This window comes from Lysinibacillus sp. G4S2, from assembly GCF_030348505.1.
Classification (GTDB): Bacteria; Bacillota; Bacilli; order Bacillales_A; family Planococcaceae; genus Lysinibacillus.
Genome location: NZ_JAUCFJ010000002.1, coordinates 4,239,983 through 4,262,252, shown reverse-complemented (window position 1 = coordinate 4,262,252; position 22,270 = coordinate 4,239,983). Strand labels below are relative to the sequence as shown.

The following is a 22,270-nucleotide window of genomic DNA, read 5'->3' as shown; positions in this document are numbered from 1 at the left end:
TGTGGTGAAAATATAAACGGTCACTTCATTATGCACTGACTTTGTCAAAATGTATTTGAACCGTGGCATCACTCATTATGTACATTGCAACAACGGAGGTAATTTTCATGCAACAGAAGTGGTACCAAGCCACAGAGGTAGAAGTGGACTCTTTGGGCCAAAGCCTTCATTTTTATATGGAAACAATTGAAGTAAGTCGCTTATCGGCGCTCGCATTTTATGCTGCGGGCGAGGAGCGTTATAAAGGTGAACGATTTTATTGGCAAAATAGAGAAAAAACGATGACATTAGTAGGGCTAGGACATGCCTATACGATTCAAAATAACGCCAAAAATGATCGCTTTGATGCAGTAGAAGCGGAATGGAAAAGTTTAACGAAAAACTGTGTAAAGGGTCAGAGCGAGCTACAGCCAATTTTGTTTGGTGGATTTACATTTGATCCACAAAATGATGTGGCTGGTGAGTGGACAGACTTTCCAGAGGCTTATTTTGCATTAGCAACATATCAGCTTGTCATACGAGATGACAAAGCATTTGTAAGCATTCATCTCATTACAAAAAATCAGCAAGCAGAGGCTCAATTTGAAGTACTACGTAAAGAGCGAGATCATTTAATTCATGCTGCTCAAGTAAAAGAAGTGAAAACGTATTCAAAGCCAGAAGTAACAAGTTATTTCGAGCCATATAAGGAGCCATATTTAGCTTCGATTGACCAAGTAACAGCATTGATTAAGCAGAAGAAGGCAGATAAAGTCGTTATTGCGCGATCATTGGCATTGCAATTTAAAGAACAAGTCTCTTCACCACAGGTACTATCACAAATTATTCATGAACAGCCAGAGAGCTATTTATTTGGTTTAGAGCGTCAAGAATTATTGTTCTTTGGTGCGTCCCCTGAACGTCTTGTAAAAGTAGAAAAGGGCCGCGCCTTTTCATCTTGTGTTGCGGGCTCTATTAAACGCGGTAAGACAGCAGAGGAAGATGAAGCCTACGGACAAAGCTTATTAAATGATTCGAAAAATGGTGGCGAGCATCAATATGTTGTCGATATGATTGCGGAAACTTTCCGTAAAAATTGTATTGAGATGAAAATACCAGTTAGCCCTCGTTTACTAAAAATTAGAGATATACAACATTTATATACACCTGTTGAAGGTCAGTTAAATAATGAGGCAACAATTTTACAACTGACAAAATCTTTGCATCCAACGCCAGCTTTAGGTGGTGTACCAAGGAAAGAGGCAATGGCAGCTATACGTAAGTATGAGCCTATGAATCGTGGCCTTTACGCAGCTCCAATTGGTTGGGTAGATGCTGAAGGAAATGGGGAATTTGCAGTGGCCATTCGTTCGGCTGCGTTATTAAAGGATAAAGCTTATTTATACGCTGGTGGCGGTATTGTTGCAGATTCAGAGTCACAATCTGAATATGAGGAAACATTAGTGAAATTCCGTCCGATGCTTCGTGCGCTAGGAGGACAATTACATGAATGAACGGGAAATTTTAACGGACTATGTTTATAAAATGGTAGCATCATTAGTGCAAGCTGGTGTAGAAAACGTTGTTGTCAGCCCAGGATCACGTTCAACACCTTTAGCTTATGCATTTGCTTCAACGAAACAGCTTCATATGTATCGTCAGGTTGATGAGCGATCGGCTGCCTTTTTTGCGCTAGGAATTGCAAAGGCTACCGCGAAACCTGTTGTTCTTTTGTGCACATCGGGAACAGCTGCGGCAAACTATTTTCCTGCTATTGTTGAGGCAAGCTATGCTCGTGTACCGTTAATTGTGATCACAGCTGATCGTCCACATGAACTGCGAGAGGTGGGTGCACCACAGGCTATTAATCAGCCAAATTTATATGGTACGAATGTCAAATGGAGCGTGGATTTCCCGCTGGCTGATGGTGCTGCACCAACATTACCGTTTATCGAGCGTCATATTGCACGTGCGGTAGCAATGGCAATGAGCGCACCATTTGGACCAGTGCATATTAATGTGCCGTTCCGAGAACCTTTGTTGATTGATTTTCGAGAAGAGCTTCCAGAAGCAACATTTAAGCACAGTAGTATAGCTCAGTTAATGCCTTCAGTGGCGACTCAACAGGAGCTATCGGAAATTTTAAGTGCGACTAAAAGAGGCTTTGTGATTATAGGTGAGCTAGCACTTGGTACAGATTTAACAATGATGTGGGAGTTTGTTCGCCGATTAAAATGGCCAGTCATTGTCGAGAGTTTATCGAATATGCGAGCTTCTGTCCCAGAGGATTGTCTACCATATATGATCACAACGTACGATGCAATTATGAAGAGTGAGGATTTTAAAGCATTAGTTGAACCAGATACGGTACTACGTTTAGGAGCACAACCTGTTTCTAAATTTATTATGCAGTTTATTACAAAATCACAGCCTAATGCTTATATTGTTGTTGATGAAGATCCGATGTTCCGCGATTCTACAAGCGTGTCTACTCATTTTATTCACGCAAGTATTGGTGAGTGGCTCACTCAATTAGAAATCTCTGGAACAGCATTAGATGCAGAGTATTTAGCTGAGTGGCAGGATGCTAATGATATAGCTTTAGAGTATATTGAGCATTATGCTGACGCTGCAATCGACGAGGGAGCAATGGTAAGCCGATTACTGAAAATGATCCCTAATGGCAGTGATATTTTTGTTAGTAGCAGTATGCCAGTACGTGATATTGATACGTTTTTAATGGCGACATCGAAGGATATTCGCATTGTTGCGAATCGTGGAACGAATGGTATTGATGGTGTCGTTTCAACTGCAATGGGCTTTAGTCAAGGAAATAACCGTGAAACCTATTTGCTTATTGGCGATTTAGCCTTTTTACATGATGTCAACGGTCTTATTGCTTCAAGATATCAGGAATGCAACCTAACAATAATCGTTATGAATAATGATGGCGGCGGTATTTTCTCTTATTTACCACAATCCACAGTTGAGGCACATTATGAAGATTTATTCGGGACACCGACTGCCCTAGAATTCTTTGATATTGCCAACATGTACGGAATGGACTATATACGCGTAGACGATATTTCAGAGCTATCAGTAAAGTTCACTACTATGAAGAAACGACCAATGCGCTTAATCGAAATTTTCACAGATAGAGAGGAAAATGTTTATGCGCATCGTGCACTTTGGAATCGCATTAATGCGGGGTTAAAAGCATGGCAAAGCTAATGATTCGTGGACTTGAAACGAACGTGGAAATCTGGAATGAAGAAGCGGAGCAAACGCTTGTAGCCTTGCACGGTTTTACTGGCAGTACGGATACTTGGCGAAATTTAGCGAAAGCTTTGCCGGATGTAAGAGTTATTGCTATTGATTTAATTGGACATGGTCAAACAGCTCTACCTCAGCAAATTAGTCGTTTCTCTATGCAAGAGCAAATCCAAGATATAGAAGAAGTTTGTAGCCAATTAGAGCTTAAAAAAATTATGCTGCTAGGCTATTCAATGGGAGGAAGAGTTGCATTATCTTATGCAATCTCCTACCCTGAACGCATTGAAAAGCTAATTTTAGAAAGTGCTTCGCCAGGTTTACGAACTGCAAAGGAACGTTCTGAACGTTGTGAGAGGGATAACGCTCTCGCTGAAAAAATAATGCGAAATGGTTTATTATCATTTGTCAACGCATGGGAGAACATTCCTTTATTTCAATCCCAAAAGCGTTTACCCAACAGTGTACAAGAAGCGATACGGTCAGAACGACTATCTCAGAAGGCAGATGGCTTGGCGGGTAGCTTACGAGGCATTGGTACAGGGGCCCAACCGTCGTATTGGCTGTCATTAGCTGAACTTGAATTTCCTGTGCTTTTAATAACTGGCTCATTTGATGAGAAATTTTGTAAAATAGCACTGGAAATGAAAGCGTTATTAAAAAATGTTAAGCATCAAACAGTAAATGATGCTGGGCATGCAATTCATGTGGAAAATCCCGCTGAGTTTGCTACAATAGTAGAGGAGTATTTAACGTAATGAAATTTTACGTTACCGCCTCGATTATGAACGAGACGAATATATTTTTTAGGAGGCAATTCAATGACACGTCAATGGACAAGTTTACATACTTATGAAGACATTAAGTATGAGTTCTATAACGGTATCGCAAAAATTACGATTAACCGTCCAGAAGTACGCAACGCGTTCCGACCAAAAACGGTAATGGAAATGATCGATGCTTTTTCACGTGCGCGTGATGACAAAAATGTTGGAGTTATCATATTAACTGGTGAAGGTGAACATGCCTTCTGTTCAGGTGGAGACCAAAAAGTACGCGGTCATGGCGGCTATGTTGGTGAAGATGAAATCCCACGTCTAAACGTCCTTGATTTACAACGTTTAATCCGTGTTATTCCAAAACCTGTAGTAGCGATGGTTGCAGGCTATGCAATCGGTGGAGGACACGTATTACACGTTGTCTGTGACTTAACAATTGCTGCTGACAACGCTCGTTTTGGACAAACTGGACCAAAAGTTGGTTCATTCGATGCTGGTTATGGCTCAGGCTATCTTGCACGTATCATTGGTCATAAAAAGGCGCGTGAAATTTGGTACCTTTGCCGTCAATATGATGCACAGCAAGCACTTGATATGGGATTAGTTAACACAGTTGTTCCTTACGAGCAACTTGAAGATGAAACTGTACAATGGTGTGAAGAAATGCTAGAAATGTCTCCAACTGCTCTACGCTTCTTAAAAGCAGCGATGAATGCAGATACAGACGGTTTAGCAGGTCTTCAACAAATGGCTGGCGACGCTACTCTTCTTTATTACACAACAGATGAAGCTAAAGAAGGTCGTGACGCATTTAAAGAAAAACGTCAACCAGATTTCGGTCAATTCCCAAGATTCCCTTGATTATCTGAAGCGTTGAATGGCTCGTATCTTAATGAGATACGAGCTTTTTGTATGTCTGGAGGGGCGAGACGGATAGACTTGCTGGAGTGACGGATAGAAATGTCAGAGCGACGGATGGAATTGCCGAAGCGACGGATAGAAATGTCAGAGTGACGGATAGGATTGCCAGAACGACGGATAGATTTCAGAGCGACGGATAGAATTGCCGAAGCGACGGATAGATTTCAGGGCAACGGATAGAATTGCCAGAGCGAAGGATAGACATGTCAGAACGACGGATAGAATTGCTGAAGCGACGGATAGAAATGTCAGAGCGACGGATAGATTTCAGAGCGACGGATAGAATCTCCAGAACGAAGGATAGCCTCAACTAAAATCATGGATAAGCCTCGCAAACTGACGGATAGACGAATGATGCGATTAAGCGGTAAGATTAAGGTTGATCGGAGGGAAAACGAGATGTATCCAAATTGGATTTTACAGCGAGCATATTTAACACCGTTACGAAACGGTTTAACATATAATGGGCAAACTTGGACGTTTAAAGAATTAAATGATTTGTCTTTAAAGCGTGCTCGTCAATTAACTGCACTAGGAATTAAGCAAGGAGATCGTATTGCTATAATGGGGCCAAGTAAGCCCTCCCTTGTTATGATGATGTACGCATGTATGCATTTACAATGTGAAATGGTCATGCTAAATCGTAGGCTATCACATGCTGAGATTACCTATCAGCTAGAGGATTCAGAGGCAGTGGCAGTATTGATTGCAGATGAGGATGTAGAAAAATTACCATCACATACGCCATATCATTTATTTTCTACTATAGAAAAAAGTACAGAAGCGGCTATTGATATTACGAAAGAATGGTCTTTAAACCAAACAACATCGATTATGTATACATCTGGTACGACTGGTTTTCCAAAGGGTGTTTGTCAAACTGTTGGAAATCACCAGGCAAGTGCAACGGCCTCTGTTTTAAATATAGGTTTGCATGTGGAGGATGCTTGGTTATGTGCTGTACCACTTTTTCATATTAGTGGCTTTTCTATTTTAGTGCGTTCATTATTGTACGGCAATAAAGTGCATTTATATGATCAATTTGATGCAGAAGCCATTTCCCAAAATATAATGGATGGCGAAGTTACACATATGTCAGTAGTCGCCGTCACATTGGAAAGGATTCTACATACGCTTGAACAGAAAAATGCACAAGCTTCACCGAAATTCAAAATGATGCTAGCTGGCGGTGGACCTGTGCCAGTGGATTATTTAAAAAGAGCTCATGCATTAAATTTAGCTGTAGCTCAAACGTATGGTATGACTGAAACTTCATCACAAACGGCAACATTAGCAAATGAAGATGCGATGCAAAAAATTGGCTCAGCGGGAAAACCATTATTTTTTAATCAAATTCGCATTGCTGAGCCAAATGACAATGGTGAAGGGGAAATTTGCATACGTGGCCCACATGTTACACCAGGGTACATTGGTCGTTTTGCCGAAAAAGAAGCGACGATTGATGGTTGGCTTCATACTGGGGATATTGGCTCTATAGATGAAGATGGTTATTTATTTGTCATTGATCGTCGTGCGGATTTAATTATTTCAGGTGGCGAAAATATTTACCCTGCTGAAATAGAAAATGTGCTACTTACACATCCTGCTGTAAAGGAAGCCGGAGTATGCGGCATTGATGATGATGAGTGGGGGCAGGTACCGATTGCTTTTGTTGTATTAAAAGAACAAGTTCAGATAGAGCAAATACACGCATTTTGTCAACAGAAGCTTGCTAAATATAAAATACCAAAAGAAATTATTGTTATAGACGAGCTCCCGCGAAACGGCGCCAATAAGCTACTTCGTAGAAAATTAATGAACGAATAATAATTGTTGCGGCGCTTCACTTTCGCATAGACGAAATCCTTTTACTTATTAAAATCTTTAATGAGCTGCAATTTTGAGATTTATCGAGAACTTTTGATTTTTTATCGACCAACTTTATCGATTTATCAACCAACTTTTTTAATTTATCACCCAACTTTCGAAAAATATCGATATCTGCCTTCATGTACACTATCTGACTGCACTGATGATGACATAAGCATATTTTTTTACACAAAATTTAACATCAAAAAGCGCGAGAAATCAACGTTTCTAAATTGATTTCTCGCGCTTTTTAAGGTTTTGACCAGCCATTTTATTCGTTTTAACTTCTTTCAGCGGGTGTCCAAACATCTGCTGAAAGAAGTTAAAGTCTCCGGCGGATAAGTCATTTTTAGTAAATTTTTAGGGATTAAATTAATCATTCATTAACATAATAAGAAATGACAGGCATAAACTAGTTAGTAAAGGAGAATGACTCATATGAGAAAATATATATATAATGTCATCATTATAGTATTTGTTTTACAAATGAGTCATGTGCAAGTATTCGCAAACTACGAACAAAATAATATGGAAACAGCTAACTCAGTAGAGACACTACAATTTCAAATTCAAAAACAAGTTATGCAATTGTCTACTGAATTTGACATTCGTTATACTGGTGATACGTCGGAAATTAAAGATGAACTATCAGAGCTTACTAAACATGCTATTCAAGATCCATATATTTACGCCAATATTTCTAGTTTTAAATGGAAATATGATGGCTATGCCAATAATATTGTCATTAGATTTGAATTTACTTATCATATTTCACAGGAAGAGGAGGCATTTGTAGAACAGACTTTGACGAATATTATTGCACCTATGCATGGATTAAGTGAATTGCAGAAAATCCAGGCTGCACATGATTTTATCGTACTATCTGCTGAATATTCAAAGGAAACCGAAGGAAGTCAGTATTCTCCCTACACATTGCTTATGGAAAATAAGGGAGTGTGTCAGGCATATGCCCTAGTCCTTTATCGAATGCTAGAAATGCTAGACTTTGAGGTACAATATGTACCTGGAAAAGTAGGGGAACAGCTACATGCATGGGTGTTAGTAAAGCTTGATAATGCATGGTATCATATCGACGCTACGTGGGATGATCCATTACCTGATCAGAAGGGTGAGGTACGTTATAAATATTTTTTAGTTTCTGATCGCCAATTAGCACAGGATCACTCTTGGGACTTTGCGAGCTTCCCCGCAGCAACAAGTGAAGCCTATATAGATCTTCAAAGAACTAGTAAGGTTGAAGTTCTTACAAAACCAATATTGGATAGTTATTTTTCTGTTGATAAAGGACTATCTATTTTAAGTAAAAATAAACAAATAGTAAAACAATTAATAGAACAGCCTAGACAGCTTTTAAAAGGTAGTAAAAGCAATGACTCTGCTCAGTTGCATCTAAATAAATGGGAACCCATCATTTTAGAAAGTAATATAGCGCAAATAAAGGCTGAGCAAAAGGAAAAACATGATATGGTAAAAATGAAAAAGAGGCTAATCAGTATTTATAGAACGGAAAAACGAATGCCACAAGAAAAATACGTCATAATAAAGGAGGTGCCCCATACGATTTTCGGGGCACCTCCTTTCTCATTTATTTTTGAGCATTTAATGCAGTATTTAAAGTTTGAATATTTTTTTTCATAAGAGTGAAGTAAGTTTCGTTATTTTTAACATCTTTCTCTGTTAAAACGCTTAAATTATGCAAGACAAGTGACTCTGCTCCAACCTCTTTTTGGATGACCTCGGCTAATTTAGAAGAGACATTTTGCTCGAATAAGATGTAGTGAATGTGCAAATCATTCGCTTTATCAACAATCGTCGTTAGTTCCTTTTGAGAAGGTTCACTTTGTGAGTTTAAACCTGCTATTGGAATTTGTTGTAGGCCGTATTGACCAGCGATATAGCCAAATGCTGAATGTGATACGAAGAACGTCTTCTCTTGCGCTTTATCAGCCATTGCTTTAAAATCTTTGTCTAAATCTTGTAGTTCTTTTACTAATGCCTCGTAGTTAGCTGTAAATGTAGCTTCTTGTTCGGGCATTTTTTCAACTAGAGCGTTTTTAATGGAAAGTGCTAAGTCTTGACTGATAATTGGTGATAGCCAAACATGTGGATCTACATTTCCGTGATCATGATCGTCATGTCCGTGTGCGTCTTCGGCGTGGCTATGCTCTTCTTCAGTTGTAGCATGGTCGCTATCATGCTGTGCTTCCTCTTCATCAGCATGTGTGTGACCAGTGCTGACAGCTAATTTTTCATCTGAAACTTGATCTGCTGTTGCAACCATTGTTACATCTTCATTAGCTAGAGTTTTTTTTGCATTTTCAACAAAGCCTTCAAGCCCTAAGCCAATATAGAAAAATAAATCAGCATCTGCTAGATTCATCATATCTTTTTGTGTTGGCTCAAATGTGTGTTCATTGGCGCCAGCAGGGTAAATGGAAGAAACCTCTACAAAATCGCCACCAATTCGTTGAGCAAAATAACTTAATGGATAGACAGTTGTGTAAATTGTTAATTTATCCTTTTTATCTGACTGTTTAGATGTTGATGTTTTATCACCACAGGCAGCCGTGAATAGGGCAAGAACTGCAACTAAACTTAATAAAAATACTTTTTTCATCTTGTAGTTTACCTCTTTCAAATAGTAATCGTTACGATTTGATTTTTAGAACAATTTCTATAATAACGCACATCTGACAAAAGTACAAGAAAAAATGACCCTCGAAAATTATTTCTTTTTCGAAGGCCATTTTTCAGGCACAGGATCAAAGCCTCCAGCATGGAATGGTTGGCATTTTGATATACGCTTAATCGTTAAATAGAATCCCTTAATGGCACCGTGTTTTTGAAAAGCTTCAAGCCCATAGGAGGAGCATGTAGGATAGAAGCGGCAGGATGGCGGCGTCATTGGTGATATGAATTTTCTGTAAAACTTAATGAGCCATATAAAGGGATATTTCATATTTGTTTATCCTTTTGTTGAGGGTTGACCTGCTCAGGCTTAGCATCGATAGTCTGTGTAAAGAGATTGCCTTTTTTCTTTAAGAGGACAATGACAGAAACGCCAAACATAAGCATCATCATGGCAATCATAATTATTATTGGTAATGGTACTCCCATTTCGTTCACTCCAAATTCTATTTGTTAATAATATTATAAAAGAATACCTTTAAAAAATGTACAAATTGAACTAGTCTTTATCAGGATGAAAGCTTTGCTCAGGTTTTTCATCAACTGTATGTTTAAAGGCGTATGCGCGATTGACACTAATAATAGTCGCGACTGTTATTAAAATAACGATAATCGCTGCTACAATTAAAAGCGTGATTAAACTCATGGCATTCCCTCCGTTCCGTAATCATCATATCTATTATAAATTAGATAATCTTACTTAGTTGTGAAGGAAGTTTGACATTCCAGCGAATAAAACGGCACTTTTACCTCCATACTATGGAAAAAGGAGTGTTTTGTAGAGATGGAGCGTCACCGTGTATATTTTTCACTTGCCAATAGAACGTATTATACAAATCCATATGCAGGACCGTGGAACTTTGAACTCAATATAGACCGACAAGCGTTAGACGTTTTTGAAAAAATTTTTCAGCAAATGCAGCTGTTAGAAATTTCAAATGCATGGCGTGCACAATTGCCATATATACAATATCATCTTGATAGAGAAAATGATGAAATTGATTTACGATTAAAAAAAATCTATGCACTCGTTCATGAGTATGGGGATGCGGATACGAAAGCATTTGTGGAACAGCTACCTTACTTCAATAAGCGTGTTTAAAAGTAAGAGGGTCACTGAAAAACTTCAGCGACCCTAATTTACTGCTAACAACTAGCTTTTTCGAGTGAATTCTCTTCATACGAATAGAAAGGAGGCGGCGTGCATCTCCACTTTCTTATTTAGAAACTGAAACGTTAGTTCCATTAGGATGTACGATTTGTAAAGAGTTATCTGCAGAAACCTCAAATCCTTTTACCTTTTTGTTAACACCAGCCACTGTTTGTGTTGCCTCTAATTCAATACGTGGAACATCAGCTAAAATCAGCTTTAAAGCTTCTTGATATAATTTTGCACGTTCTTCTTGTACAACTGTTTCAGAAACAGCACGTTCTAATAATTTATCGACCTCTGGATTGCTATAGCCTTTACCATTACCTAAAGCGCCAATTTGCTTTGTATGGAACAATTGATATAGGAAGAAGTATGGATCTGGATACCAAGTCCAACCACCAATATTCATTGGTGCTTTTCCTTTGGCAACTGTGTCACTATAAGTTCCCCACTCAAGAACTTTAATGTCAACGTCAATGTTTAAGTTTTCCTTTAATTGACTTTGAAAAATAGTTGCATACGGTACACGTGCCTCTGATACATAAATTTCTGTTTTAAAGCCATCAGGATATCCTGCCTCAGCTAATAATTTTTTCGCTTCCTCAGGATTGTATTTTGGTACTAAATCAATTAAAGATTTATCATAGCCCCATGAGCCTGGTGGTAGAGGTAAGTAAGAAACAACACCGCCGCCCCATTGGTTAACACCGGAGATAATTTCTTCAACATTCGTTGCTTTATAAATAGCCTCACGCACTCGTTTATCGGCTGTTGGACCAACCTTATTGTTAAGGTCAAGATAGACAATCGATAAACCTGGATTAGTTAAAAGCTCAAAATTGCTATCTTGGCTAATAATTTCACGGTTTTGACCTTTTACATCCATAGCAATATCGATATCACCAGAACGTAATGCATTTGTCAACATGTTTTGATCAGAGATAAATTTCATTGTTAGGTTGTCAATGTGAGGTTTTTCATCCCAGTAGTTTTCATTACGCACTAGTTTGACTTCTTGATCTTTTTTCCATTCAGTTAATTGGAATGGACCTGTCCCTATAAAATGCTCAGAGAAATTATCTCCCCAGCCTTCAACTTCTTCTTTCGGAATAATGACATTACCTGCATCCGTTAACATAGCTAATAAAGCAGCATTTGGAGACGCTAAATGAATTTCAATCTCTTGATTAGAAATTACTTTTACTTCTGTTACACCACTTAAACGATTCATCGCAGATTCTTTTGCAGAACGCTCTAATGAATACTTTACATCTTCAGCCGTCATATCACGACCCTCTTGGTATTTACCTTTTTGGAACTTTACGCCTTCACGTAATTTAAATGTATAAACTAACATATCATCTGAAACTTTCCAATCCGTTGCTAATGAAGGAATAATCTCTGATAAATCTTTATTATAAACAACTAAAGTGTCAGCCATTTGGCGCATTACCTGTGATTCATAAACCCCTGTATATTTTATAGGGTCAAATGTTTTAGCATTTGCCGAAAGTCCGACATTTAATGATCCGCCAGATGTAGCTTCTCTATCTTTTTCTTCAGACGAGCCTCCTGTATCTGATTTACCGCCACCGCATGCAGCTAAAATACCAATCATTAAAGTTAATAACAGTAGTGCTAGGGATTTTTTAACATTTATTTGCTTCATATTTGCTGGCCTCCTTGTTTAATGTTTCACAATATGAACCACTGATTCAAAATAGATAGTTCAACATAAAAGTAGCACAAATGTAAACCAGAAGTAAATATGAAATTAAGAAAATTCTGAAAAGTATTTACAAATAAAGTTTAAGGGGTGTACTATATAGTTGTTCACAATATGAATCACTGTTTCTAATAATGAAAAGGAGGTCTTGAAATAATGGGCTCGTTTATTTTAAAGAGGTTACTGAATCTCATACCCACATTGCTAGTAGTAGGAATCATTGTCTTTATTATTACTAGGATGATACCTGGTGATCCGGCGTCTGTTATGCTTGGACCCCAAGCCAGTGTGGAAGATGTAGAAAATTTAAGAGAAGAGTTAGGTTTAAACCAATCAATCCCTTCGCAATTTATTTCCTATGTAGCAGACTTAGTACAGCTTAATTTAGGATATTCCTATTCTTATAGTGAATCTGTCATTGGGCTCATTGTAGAAAGATTTCCAAATACAGTGATATTAGCTTTGGTAGCGCTACTAATTGCAGTAGTCATTGGAATTCCAGCTGGAATATTCGCAGCAAGAAAACAAAATACAATCATCGATTATGCAGTGATGCTCGTATCTTTAGTCGGTGTTTCCATGCCGATCTTTTGGTTAGGAATTATGTTAGTGCTATTCTTTAGTGTCAATCTCGGATGGTTACCTGCGACAGGGATGGGCAATTTAGATGATGGACTTTGGGAATTTATTAAACATTTAATCTTGCCAGCATTTGCTTTAGCAACTATTCCAATGGCGACATTTGCACGTATCACACGTTCAAGTATGCTTGAGGTTATTTCACAGGATTACATTAAAACTGCACGTTCGAAAGGGATTAAAGAATATTTAGTTATTGGTAAACATGCATTTAAAAATGCTTTAACACCAATCTTAACTGTACTAGGTATGCAAATTTCAAATTTACTAGGTGGTGCCGTATTAACTGAAACTATTTTTAGTTGGCCAGGTATGGGTCGCCTTATCGTAGACGCTATTGATAAGCGTGACTTCGTCGTTGTACAAGGAACAGTAATTTTTATTGCGTTTATCTTTGTACTTATTAATCTAGTTGTTGATGTTTTATATAAAGTCGTAAATCCAAAAGTAAATCTAGAATCGAATGGGGGGCAAAAGTAACGATGGTACAAGCGATTGTAAATGTTAATAAAAAGAAAAACACATTGCTAAGAAAGCTGTTAAAAAATAAATTAGCAACAATCGGTTTAATAATTGTTGCAATGATGATGATTGTAGCCATTTTTGCTCCGTTAATTGCAACCCATCCACCGAATGAGATGACTGTTGGAAAATCATTTTTACCGATGAATACAGATGGACATTTACTCGGTACAGATAACTATGGTCGTGATTTGTTTAGCCGTTTAGTTTATGGCACGCGGATTTCAATGGTTGTTGGTATAGCTGCGGTACTGTTTGGTGCAGTATTTGGCACATTATTAGGATTAGTTGCGGGTTATTTTGGAGGCCGTTTAGACTCTGTCATTATGCGCACAATGGATGGTCTGTTTGCTTTCCCGTTCATTTTATTAGCAATCACATTAATGACAGTGCTAGGACAAGGTTTAGTGAATGTCATTATAGCGATTGGTATTGCCAATATTCCAGGATTTGCACGACTTGTTCGTGGACAAGTATTAAGTGTGAAAGAGGAAGAGTTTATTGAAGTAACACATTCATTAGGGGCTACACATACACGTATTATTTTTAGTCATATTTTACCGAACTGTTTGGCGCCATTAATTGTCTACGGCACGATGAGTACAGCTGGGGCAATTATTTCTGAGGCAGCATTGAGCTTTTTAGGTTTAGGTATTCAACCGCCTACAGCTTCGTGGGGAAGTATTTTGAAGGATGGCAAGGATTTTCTAGTGTTGAATCCTCAAATGGCGACATTCTCAGGTATTTGTATTTTATTAACTGTACTAGGCATTAACCTTTTAGGCGATGGATTACGTGATGCATTAGATCCGAAAATGAAAGTTTGATACGAAAGGGGGTGGAGTTATGACTGAACGGTTACTAGATGTAGAAAATTTAACAGTTGAATTTAAAAGTGGCGGTTCTACGATGAAAGCTGTAAATGGCGTAAATATACAATTGAATAAGAAGGAGACACTTGGAATTGTTGGAGAATCGGGCTCAGGCAAAAGTGTTACAGCCACAGCATTAATGCGTTTAATTCCATCTCCGCCAGGAAAAATTACAAATGGAAAAATTCTTTTTTATGGGCGCGATTTACTAGCGATATCAGAAAAGGAAATGCGCAATGTTCGCGGTAATGAAATGTCGATGATTTTCCAAGATCCCATTACAAGCTTGAATCCAGTTTTAACAGTAGGCAATCAAATTATTGAAGTTATACGTGCTCATGAAAATTTATCAAAGAAAGAAGCAAGTGTAAAAGCTGTAGATATGCTGAAAATGGTGGGAATTCCAGAACCTACAAAACGTTTGAAAATGTATCCACACGAATTTTCAGGTGGAATGCGACAGCGTGTCATGATTGCAATTGCATTAGCATGTAATCCAAAGCTACTTATTGCAGATGAGCCTACTACAGCACTAGATGTAACGGTTCAAGCACAAATTCTCGATTTAATGAAAAAATTACAGCAGGAGCACGATACTGCCATCATTATGATTACGCATGATTTAGGTGTTGTATGGGAGCTTTGTGACAAAGTAAATGTCATGTATGCAGGACGAACTGTGGAATCCGCTACAACAAAACAGCTTTATGAAAATGCATTACATCCTTACACATGGGGTTTACTTGAATCGCAAATTATGATAGGAAATCAAGAGCATGACAGGCTACCAGCGATTCCGGGAAGTCCACCAGATTTATCGTTGCCGCATAGTGGCTGCCACTTCTCTTCTCGCTGTCCTTTGGCAACAGATATTTGCCGTAGTAAAGTACCTGAATTAGTGGAGGTTCAAGAGAATCATTTAGTGGCTTGTCATTTGCAAACGAAAGAAAAAATTGTAGAACGTCAGGAGGGAGTTTTTAATGCAGCAGAATAAAGAGCCTGTACTAAAAGTGAGTAATTTAAAAAAGCATTTCCCTATTAAAAGTTCTATTCCCTTTAAAAAGACAACGCAATTTGTCAAAGCAGTAGATGGTGTAAGCTTTGAATTATATAGAGGTGAAACATTAGGGATTGTTGGTGAATCTGGATGTGGTAAATCGACTGTTGCGCGTTTAATTAATCAGTTAATTACACCGACAGAAGGAAAAGTAGAGTTTAACGGAATTGATTTAGCAAGTTTAAATACAAAAGATATTCGTTCAGCACGTAAATCCATACAAATGGTATTTCAAAACCCATATGCATCGCTTGATCCACGAAAAACGATTGAATACTTAATAGCTGAGCCATTGGTGATACACGGTATTGGAGATGATGTATCACGCAAAAAACGTGTCGTAGACTTACTTGAAACAGTTGGTTTAAGCACTTATCATGCAAAGCGGTATCCACATGAATTTTCAGGTGGACAAAGACAACGTATTAATATTGCTCGTGCGCTTGCGTTAAATCCGGATATTGTCATATGTGATGAACCAGTTTCAGCACTCGATGTATCTGTCCAAGCTCAGGTTATTAATTTATTGAAAGATTTACAGAAGGAATTCGGCTTAACATATATATTCATTTCACACGATTTAAATGTTGTGAATTATATGTGTGATCGTATAGCGGTCATGTATTTAGGGAAGATCGTAGAAATAGGTACGTATGAAGAAATATATGGGGATCCACAGCATCCTTATACGCAAGCTTTATTATCTGCAATTCCTAAAGAGAATCCGTTTGATACGAGGGAACGTATCATTTTATCTGGTGACGTTCCAAGTCCAGTCAACCCTCCGAGTGGTTGCGTATTCCATAAACGTTGTCGTTTTGTAACGGAAAAATGTGCACAAGTTCAGCCTACACTCGATTCAGTTACTGCATCACATCAAGTATCATGTCATTTATTTAACGCAGCTCGACAAGATGTCACAACAACTGAACGTAAAATCTATAGTTAGTTAACAATTACAGTTAGACGAAAAATAACTTTGGCGGTGCCTAAGTAATCAACACTACAGCGAAAAGCCTCAGACGGATGTCACAAGCTTTGAAAGGAATGGATTGTGCGAACACAATTCAAAATCTGCATTGTTTATCTGTAGTGAAAGCAAAGCGACAGCTACCAATGTTATCTGTAGCGAAAGCAAAGCGACAGCTACAATTATGCCAAGGCGAAATCGATTCATTTTGAAACTTAGGTTAAAAGTTTATATTGCTTGATTTTGGCTCATCACCAAAAGTTGTGGATGACCTTTTTAAAAATATATGCACTGTATATTGGTTGATCTTCGTTACGGCTGGACGCCCCCTGGAAAGCGCCCAGTCGGAACGGAAGTCAACCACACGTTATGGTGATGAACCTTGATTTTCACTAACCTTCATTAAAATGGATGTCCGTGATAACGAGAAAATTAGAAAAGGAGCGCAATTATTATGTCATTAAAGCATGTTATTGAATTATACGAGGTAATGGATAGTGTTTATGTGAATGGTGAAGTTGTCAAAGATTACTTACACAATATTGATCCGTCAGCGGATGTTACTGTAAAAACAATTAAAGGTGAAAGAGGTTCTACTGATTTTGTAAGAGTTCTTGTTAAAGGAAAGAACGGCAAATCATCCGGAGGGAGTGCATCAACTTTAGGTATTATTGGACGTTTAGGTGGAATTGGAGCGCGTCCGGAGATGACAGGTTTTGTATCCGATGGTGATGGTGCGTTGGCATGTATGGCGAGTGCAGCAAAAGCTATAGATATGGTTTTAAAGGGTGATCGATTAGAGGGAGATGTTATTTTCACAACTCATATTTGTCCAACAGCGCCAATTCTACCACATGAGCCAGTTCCGTTTATGAACTCACCAGTCGATATTAGTGTTATGAATGAGCACGAGGTAGATGTAGAAATGGACGCTATTTTATCTATTGACACAACGAAAGGCAATCAAGTTTGTAATCATAAAGGATTTGCTATTACACCTACAGTGAAAGAGGGCTATATTTTAAAAATTAGTGATGATTTATTACATGTTTACACCCAAACAGCAGGAATTCCACCAGTAGTAATACCCATTACTACACAGGATATTACCCCATATGGAAATGGCTTATTCCATGTAAATAGTATTTTACAACCAGCAGTTGCTACATCAAGTCCAGTTGTGGGTGTTGCTATTACTACCAAATCGGCAGTTGCAGGCTGTGCAACAGGCGCGACTCATGTAACGGATGTAGAAAATGTAGTTCGTTTTGTGTTAGAAGTAGCTAAAACTTATGGTGTCAATAAATGCTCATTCTATGATGAAAAGCAGTTCGCTCTCATGGAAAAGCTATATGGTAGTATGAATCATTTTCAAACAAAAGGAAATGAGGTACACGCACATGAATGATTTACAAGAGCTCAAACTGCGATTAATCGATGAAGTAGAAAATAACAAGGATGAATTAATTGAATTTTGTTCTAAATTAATTCAAATACCAAGTGTTAACCCGCCCGGAAATACAACTGAAATTACAGCTTTTATAGAAAATTATTTAAAGGAAATAAACATTCCATATGAAAAATATGAATCTGCCGATAAAATATTTAACTTAGTAGCTTTTATTGGTAATGCGGAAGGTAAAGAGTTAGTCTATTGTGGACATACAGATGTTGTCCCGGTTGGGGATCTTTCTAAATGGGATTTTGCTCCGTTTTCTGGGGAAGTGAAGGATGGCTGGATGCTTGGCCGTGGTGCTAGTGATATGAAGGCAGGTTTAGCAGGGATTATTTTTGCAACAAAAATGCTGAAAAAATTAAACATTGATCTACCAGGAAAGCTAACATTAGCGATTGTGCCAGATGAAGAGACAGGTGGCGAGTATGGGGTCCCTTGGCTTTTAAAGCGTGGTTTAGTAAAGGGTGATGGTTGTTTAATTGCAGAGCCTTCATCACCTTTAAATCCGACAATTGGCCAAAAGGGTTCATACTGGTTTGAACTAGAAGTACGCGGGGAGCCAGGACATGGAAGCTTGTCACCTTTAGCCGGGAGAAACGCTATTGTGGATACTATTCGTGCTATTGATGAAGTTCGTACATTATGGGATCTTAAAATTGATATTCCTGAAGAAACACAGCCCCTTATTGAAGTATCAAAAAAATACATGCGTGAAGTTGAAAATGATCGCTTGAAATATCAAGAGGTTCTAGAGAAAATTTCTGTAAATATTGGTACAATTAATGGAGGTACGAAATCCAACGTTATCCCAGATTATTGTAAGGTTCAGGTAGATTGCCGCTTACCATTTGGAATTACCGAAGAAGAAGTAACTGAAATTTTGAAAAGTAAATTGGATGGACTGAATATTGACTATTCGATAAAACGTTTTGGATTTAAAAGCGTGGCAAACTATACGCCTGCGGAAAATCCAATATGTAAATCGATTGTTGATAATATTTCGTTTGTTACGGGAAAAGAGGCGTATGGCGTTATGCAATGGGCAAGTAGCGACGCTCGTCATTTCAGACAATATGATATTCCTGTGCTGCAATATGGTCCAGCTTATTTACCAAGTATCCATGGCTGTAACGAAAAAGTACGTGTTGAGGATATCGTACGCTGCGCAAAAGTGTATATTACTGCTGTAATTGATTTCCTATATCAAAGGTAAGAGAATGCTACTCTCTTGCTTTTGATAATGTTAAACGAATTAGATCAAAAGGACGAGAGAGATGCTAAAAACCTTAAATTTATCTATTACTGTTTTAAAGATGTTTACAAAAGAAAAACCAACTTGGGGTGGGCGTGAGCTAGCAATGGCTATGAATATAAATCATACAAATTTATATCGAATACTTGAGACATTTGAGAATAACGGTTTTATTACAAAAGATCCTATTACTAAAAAATACTCACTTGGAATTGCCTTATGGGAAATTGGAATGAATATGTATGACTCGTTAAACATTGACCAACTGTGCATGCCCATTCTTGAAAAACTAAAAGATACAACAGGTGAAACAGCTATTTTTACAGTTATAAATGGTCTGGAAGCGTTAACCTTGCTGAAAGCAGAGCCTGTAAATAAGGTGAAATTTTCAGTTTCAAGAGGAAGTAGAACACCTCTTTATGTAGGTGCCTCCTATCGTTCAATGCTTGCTTTCCTAAGTGAAGAGCAAATTTCAAAAGTAATTGATGAGCCTTTAATTGCTTATACAAATAATACGATGACAGATGTAGGTGAAATTCGTGCTGAGCTTGAAAAAATCCGAGAATGTGGTTACGCGGTAAGTGAAAGTGAATATACGGCAGACGTACTTGCACTTGCAATGCCTGTTTTTAATAGTGAAGATCAGATAATAGGTTCTGTTACTGTATCAGGTCCTACTTATCGTTTTACAGAACAACGTATTTCAGAAGTATTGGAACCGTTAACAGAAGCACGCCAGGAAATTGAAGGCATTATTCGTAGATATCATTTGAATTTTAATTAAGGATCATATGCAACATCTACAAGAGATTGCACTGAATATCTTAAAAGGTAATCACGATCCATATTGCATTTGGTAGTAATATGCCATTCGGTGGTACAAATGAGGCAGATGTCCATATCGATTGTGTCGTTAAAAACCCAATCGTATTTTTCGATGGCAAACAAGTTATATAATCAAAAAACAGAGCGTGACTTCAAAAGTTTTGAAGCACGCTATTTTCATTGTGGAGACGTTACAGTTAATGAAGGCTAATATTGAAAATGGCTATGATTGCAATTTTCAATTATTAAAAAAGAGTTCCTAGATCTACAAAGAGCAACTCTTGATGGATTGACCATTGTTATAAGAAATGAGCTCACATTTTGAACACTAGTAACCAACAGGGGGAAATTCTAATTTGTTGAGCTGTATTTGTTTACAATCGGATAAACATAGTATTGAAAAGTGATATTACTCCCCGTTAAAAGTCTCTTATCACACCGATTAATGGTCTGAATGACATTATATTGGCTCATCACCAAAAGTTGTGGATGACATTTTTAAAAATATATGCCATGTATATTAGTAGATCTTCGTTACCGCTGGGCGACTCCTTCGGGATTAGCGTCATAGATGAGACCCTGGAGCGAGCAACGCGAGTGAAGCGGCTCATCGGAACGGAAATCAACCACACGTTTTGGTGATGAGCGATTATATATGTACTATATTGCAAATAGTGAAGTTGAATATTAGTGATTTTATTTGTTGATTGAAGCTATATGATTAAACTATAGTGAAATAAAAGAAAGTTTACGAAATAAGGCTTTAGCAATATGAAAAAGGAGTGAAGAGTATGTTCTCATTTACGGACTTAAATGGTTTACAAGTGGATTTAAGTTTTACAAGAGGTAAGCTTGGGGTAGAACCTAAGCATGTACTTGTTTTTTTAAAGCATGAAAATAAGTGGTTATGTACGATTCATAAACGTCGTGGTGTAGAGGTTCCAGGTGGAAAGCAAGAACCTGGAGAAACTTTGGAGCAGGCAGCGATTAGGGAAGTATTCGAGGAGACTGGTGTTCATGTAAAAAAACTTAGATGGTTTGCAGAATACGCGGTTCATGATGACATCTTATTTTGTAAAACGGTCTTTACCGCACAGTATGCAGGGCAGGAGGACATCGAATTTGATTTAGAAACATCAGGGATGACTTGGTTAACGGATGATGAATTTGCTAATCATCCAAATTTAAGCTTTCATATGAAGGATGAAGGAATGCAGAAAATGCTGGAGGAGTTGAAGCATTATGACCAATGGTGAAATCGTTGAAAAACGTGCCTATCCTTCGCCAAATCCAGCTATTCGTTTAACAGAAATTACTTATATGTCACAGGGTCTACGTGTGAAGGGATTATTAGCGGAGCCTAAGGCAGAAGGTACATATGATGGCTTTTTATATTTACGTGGCGGTATGCAAAGCATTGGTATGGTTAGACCTTCGCGAGTCGCACAGTTTGCAGCACAAGGCTTTATCGTTTTTGCTCCATATTACCGTGGCAATCGAGGTGGAGAAGGTCGAGATGAGTTTGCAGGAGCGGATCGTTATGACGCTGTATATGCTGTAGACGTGCTAAAACAGTTTTGTAATGATAATATTCATATCTTTGGTTTTTCACGTGGTGGTATTATGGCACTTTGGACGGCGATATTACGTAGAGATATTACCTCTGTTGTAACATGGGCAGGCGTATCTGATGCAACAGCTACATATTGGGAGCGGTCAGATATGCGCCGTATGATGAAGCGTGTTATAGGAGGGACGCCTAATCGTGTACCAGAGGCTTATGATGCTCGAACACCACTATTTGAGATTGAGCACATTACAGCACCAGTACTTATTATTCATGGCTACCTTGATGAAAATGTAGATATTGAACATGCAAGGCAGTTAGAATTTTATTTAAAGGATGCTAATAAAACATTTGAGACATGGTATGATCATCGCTACGCTCATCAGTATCCACCGGCAAAAAATCGAGAAACAGTACATGCACTTTGCGAATGGATGAAACGACAATAAGGTATGCAAGCTGTCTTTCCATTCAACGATTCTAATGTAGAAACTCTTTTGGAATAAAAAATATATTAATGCGGGGTAGACCTCAGAATCGCTCAGGTAAGACGAAAAACTGCTCGGGTAGCCCTTAGAATCGCTCGGGTCATGCGGAAAACTGCTCGGGTAGCCCTCAGAATCGCTCGGGTCATGCGGAAAACTGCTCGGGTAGCCCTTAGAATCGCTCAGGTCAGGAGGAAACCTGCTCGTCAAGTAGGACAA

At 38.2% G+C, this 22,270-nt stretch carries 25 protein-coding genes and 1 pseudogene; 20 read left to right on the top strand and 6 right to left on the bottom strand.

The window, feature by feature from the left end; all coding sequences use genetic code 11:
* Positions 1 to 107 precede the first annotated feature (107 nt).
* The 4 genes from QUF91_RS21550 to menB all read left to right on the top strand — a co-directional run bounded on the left by QUF91_RS21550 (position 108) and on the right by menB (position 4,889).
* Complete coding sequence (locus tag QUF91_RS21550; RefSeq protein ID WP_289419298.1) at positions 108 to 1,493, top strand: isochorismate synthase; 1,386 nt, start codon at positions 108 to 110, stop codon at positions 1,491 to 1,493.
* The gene (gene menD / locus QUF91_RS21545) at positions 1,486 to 3,210 is read left to right on the top strand and encodes a 2-succinyl-5-enolpyruvyl-6-hydroxy-3-cyclohexene-1-carboxylic-acid synthase (protein WP_289419297.1); all 1,725 of its coding nucleotides are present in this window, start codon (positions 1,486 to 1,488) and stop codon (positions 3,208 to 3,210) included. The genes QUF91_RS21550 and menD overlap by 8 nt, the downstream gene beginning before the upstream one ends.
* Positions 3,198 to 4,007: a 2-succinyl-6-hydroxy-2,4-cyclohexadiene-1-carboxylate synthase gene (menH, locus tag QUF91_RS21540; RefSeq protein WP_289419296.1), complete on the top strand. Its 810-nt coding sequence runs from the start codon at positions 3,198 to 3,200 to the stop codon at positions 4,005 to 4,007. Before menD ends, menH begins: the two co-directional genes overlap by 13 nt.
* Before the next feature lie 63 nt (positions 4,008 to 4,070).
* Positions 4,071 to 4,889, top strand: a complete 819-nt coding sequence (gene menB / locus QUF91_RS21535) for a 1,4-dihydroxy-2-naphthoyl-CoA synthase (protein ID WP_053485078.1) — start codon at positions 4,071 to 4,073, stop codon at positions 4,887 to 4,889.
* 184 nt (positions 4,890 to 5,073) lie between these two features.
* Here the strand turns inward: menB and QUF91_RS21530 are convergent, their stop codons facing one another.
* Positions 5,074 to 5,259: a hypothetical protein gene (locus tag QUF91_RS21530; RefSeq protein WP_289419295.1), complete on the bottom strand. Its 186-nt coding sequence runs from the start codon at positions 5,257 to 5,259 to the stop codon at positions 5,074 to 5,076.
* Positions 5,260 to 5,348: 89 nt separating this feature from the next.
* On the opposite strand from QUF91_RS21530, the gene QUF91_RS21525 reads away from it, so the two are divergent.
* On the top strand, positions 5,349 to 6,776 hold the full coding sequence (locus QUF91_RS21525) for an o-succinylbenzoate--CoA ligase (protein ID WP_289419294.1): 1,428 nt from the start codon (positions 5,349 to 5,351) through the stop codon (positions 6,774 to 6,776).
* A 480-nt stretch (positions 6,777 to 7,256) separates the two neighbouring features.
* Positions 7,257 to 8,477: a transglutaminase domain-containing protein gene (locus QUF91_RS21520; protein WP_289419293.1), complete on the top strand. Its 1,221-nt coding sequence runs from the start codon at positions 7,257 to 7,259 to the stop codon at positions 8,475 to 8,477.
* On the opposite strand, the gene QUF91_RS21515 is transcribed toward QUF91_RS21520, so the two are convergent.
* The 4 genes from QUF91_RS21515 to ytzI all read right to left on the bottom strand — a co-directional run bounded on the left by QUF91_RS21515 (position 8,425) and on the right by ytzI (position 10,173).
* Positions 8,425 to 9,456, bottom strand: coding sequence for a metal ABC transporter solute-binding protein, Zn/Mn family (locus QUF91_RS21515; RefSeq protein ID WP_285399351.1), 1,032 nt, complete (start codon positions 9,454 to 9,456; stop codon positions 8,425 to 8,427). The genes QUF91_RS21520 and QUF91_RS21515 overlap by 53 nt on opposite strands.
* A 108-nt stretch (positions 9,457 to 9,564) precedes the next feature.
* Complete coding sequence (gene yidD / locus QUF91_RS21510) at positions 9,565 to 9,798, bottom strand: membrane protein insertion efficiency factor YidD (RefSeq protein ID WP_285399352.1); 234 nt, start codon at positions 9,796 to 9,798, stop codon at positions 9,565 to 9,567.
* Positions 9,795 to 9,956: a hypothetical protein gene (locus tag QUF91_RS21505; RefSeq protein WP_285399353.1), complete on the bottom strand. Its 162-nt coding sequence runs from the start codon at positions 9,954 to 9,956 to the stop codon at positions 9,795 to 9,797. Before QUF91_RS21505 ends, yidD begins: the two co-directional genes overlap by 4 nt.
* 70 nt (positions 9,957 to 10,026) lie before the next feature.
* Positions 10,027 to 10,173 carry a YtzI protein gene (ytzI, locus tag QUF91_RS21500; RefSeq protein WP_285399354.1) on the bottom strand — a complete coding sequence of 49 codons (147 nt, stop codon included), beginning with the start codon at positions 10,171 to 10,173 and terminating at the stop codon, positions 10,027 to 10,029.
* A gap of 138 nt (positions 10,174 to 10,311) precedes the next feature.
* Between ytzI and QUF91_RS21495 the strand changes: the two genes are divergently transcribed.
* Positions 10,312 to 10,629: a transposase gene (locus QUF91_RS21495; RefSeq protein ID WP_285399356.1), complete on the top strand. Its 318-nt coding sequence runs from the start codon at positions 10,312 to 10,314 to the stop codon at positions 10,627 to 10,629.
* A gap of 115 nt (positions 10,630 to 10,744) precedes the next feature.
* Here QUF91_RS21495 and QUF91_RS21490 read toward each other — a convergent pair whose 3' ends face one another.
* Positions 10,745 to 12,349, bottom strand: a complete 1,605-nt coding sequence (locus tag QUF91_RS21490; RefSeq protein WP_289419292.1) for an ABC transporter substrate-binding protein — start codon at positions 12,347 to 12,349, stop codon at positions 10,745 to 10,747.
* Between the two features lie 213 nt (positions 12,350 to 12,562).
* On the opposite strand from QUF91_RS21490, the gene QUF91_RS21485 reads away from it, so the two are divergent.
* The 13 genes and pseudogenes from QUF91_RS21485 to QUF91_RS21425 all read left to right on the top strand — a co-directional run bounded on the left by QUF91_RS21485 (position 12,563) and on the right by QUF91_RS21425 (position 22,015).
* Positions 12,563 to 13,525 carry an ABC transporter permease gene (locus QUF91_RS21485; RefSeq protein WP_289419291.1) on the top strand — a complete coding sequence of 321 codons (963 nt, stop codon included), beginning with the start codon at positions 12,563 to 12,565 and terminating at the stop codon, positions 13,523 to 13,525.
* Positions 13,526 to 13,527: 2 nt separating this feature from the next.
* Entirely contained in the window at positions 13,528 to 14,394 is an 867-nt protein-coding gene (locus QUF91_RS21480; protein WP_285399359.1) for an ABC transporter permease, read from the top strand.
* Positions 14,395 to 14,413: 19 nt separating this feature from the next.
* A complete protein-coding gene (locus tag QUF91_RS21475; protein WP_289419290.1) occupies positions 14,414 to 15,433 on the top strand; it encodes an ABC transporter ATP-binding protein in 1,020 nt (339 codons plus the stop codon).
* Entirely contained in the window at positions 15,420 to 16,445 is a 1,026-nt protein-coding gene (locus QUF91_RS21470; protein ID WP_285399364.1) for an ABC transporter ATP-binding protein, read from the top strand. Before QUF91_RS21475 ends, QUF91_RS21470 begins: the two co-directional genes overlap by 14 nt.
* An 89-nt stretch (positions 16,446 to 16,534) precedes the next feature.
* Positions 16,535 to 16,678 (top strand): hypothetical protein, encoded by a 144-nt coding sequence (locus tag QUF91_RS21465; protein ID WP_289419289.1) that lies wholly within the window; start codon positions 16,535 to 16,537, stop codon positions 16,676 to 16,678.
* A gap of 21 nt (positions 16,679 to 16,699) precedes the next feature.
* The gene (locus QUF91_RS21460; protein ID WP_285399366.1) at positions 16,700 to 16,852 is read left to right on the top strand and encodes a hypothetical protein; all 153 of its coding nucleotides are present in this window, start codon (positions 16,700 to 16,702) and stop codon (positions 16,850 to 16,852) included.
* A 68-nt stretch (positions 16,853 to 16,920) separates the two neighbouring features.
* Positions 16,921 to 17,874 carry a DUF1177 domain-containing protein gene (locus QUF91_RS21455; RefSeq protein WP_285399367.1) on the top strand — a complete coding sequence of 318 codons (954 nt, stop codon included), beginning with the start codon at positions 16,921 to 16,923 and terminating at the stop codon, positions 17,872 to 17,874.
* On the top strand, positions 17,867 to 19,135 hold the full coding sequence (locus tag QUF91_RS21450) for a M20 family metallopeptidase (RefSeq protein ID WP_289419288.1): 1,269 nt from the start codon (positions 17,867 to 17,869) through the stop codon (positions 19,133 to 19,135). Before QUF91_RS21455 ends, QUF91_RS21450 begins: the two co-directional genes overlap by 8 nt.
* A gap of 61 nt (positions 19,136 to 19,196) precedes the next feature.
* Entirely contained in the window at positions 19,197 to 19,958 is a 762-nt protein-coding gene (locus QUF91_RS21445; RefSeq protein ID WP_285399369.1) for an IclR family transcriptional regulator, read from the top strand.
* Between the two features lie 53 nt (positions 19,959 to 20,011).
* A pseudogene (locus QUF91_RS21440) lies at positions 20,012 to 20,131 on the top strand (aminopeptidase); the annotation flags it as partial.
* 357 nt (positions 20,132 to 20,488) lie between these two features.
* Positions 20,489 to 20,641 carry a hypothetical protein gene (locus QUF91_RS21435; RefSeq protein WP_289419287.1) on the top strand — a complete coding sequence of 51 codons (153 nt, stop codon included), beginning with the start codon at positions 20,489 to 20,491 and terminating at the stop codon, positions 20,639 to 20,641.
* Between the two features lie 149 nt (positions 20,642 to 20,790).
* The gene (locus tag QUF91_RS21430) at positions 20,791 to 21,255 is read left to right on the top strand and encodes an NUDIX domain-containing protein (RefSeq protein ID WP_289419286.1); all 465 of its coding nucleotides are present in this window, start codon (positions 20,791 to 20,793) and stop codon (positions 21,253 to 21,255) included.
* On the top strand, positions 21,239 to 22,015 hold the full coding sequence (locus tag QUF91_RS21425; protein ID WP_483308106.1) for an alpha/beta hydrolase family protein: 777 nt from the start codon (positions 21,239 to 21,241) through the stop codon (positions 22,013 to 22,015). Before QUF91_RS21430 ends, QUF91_RS21425 begins: the two co-directional genes overlap by 17 nt.
* The last annotated feature ends 255 nt before the right edge of the window (positions 22,016 to 22,270 follow it).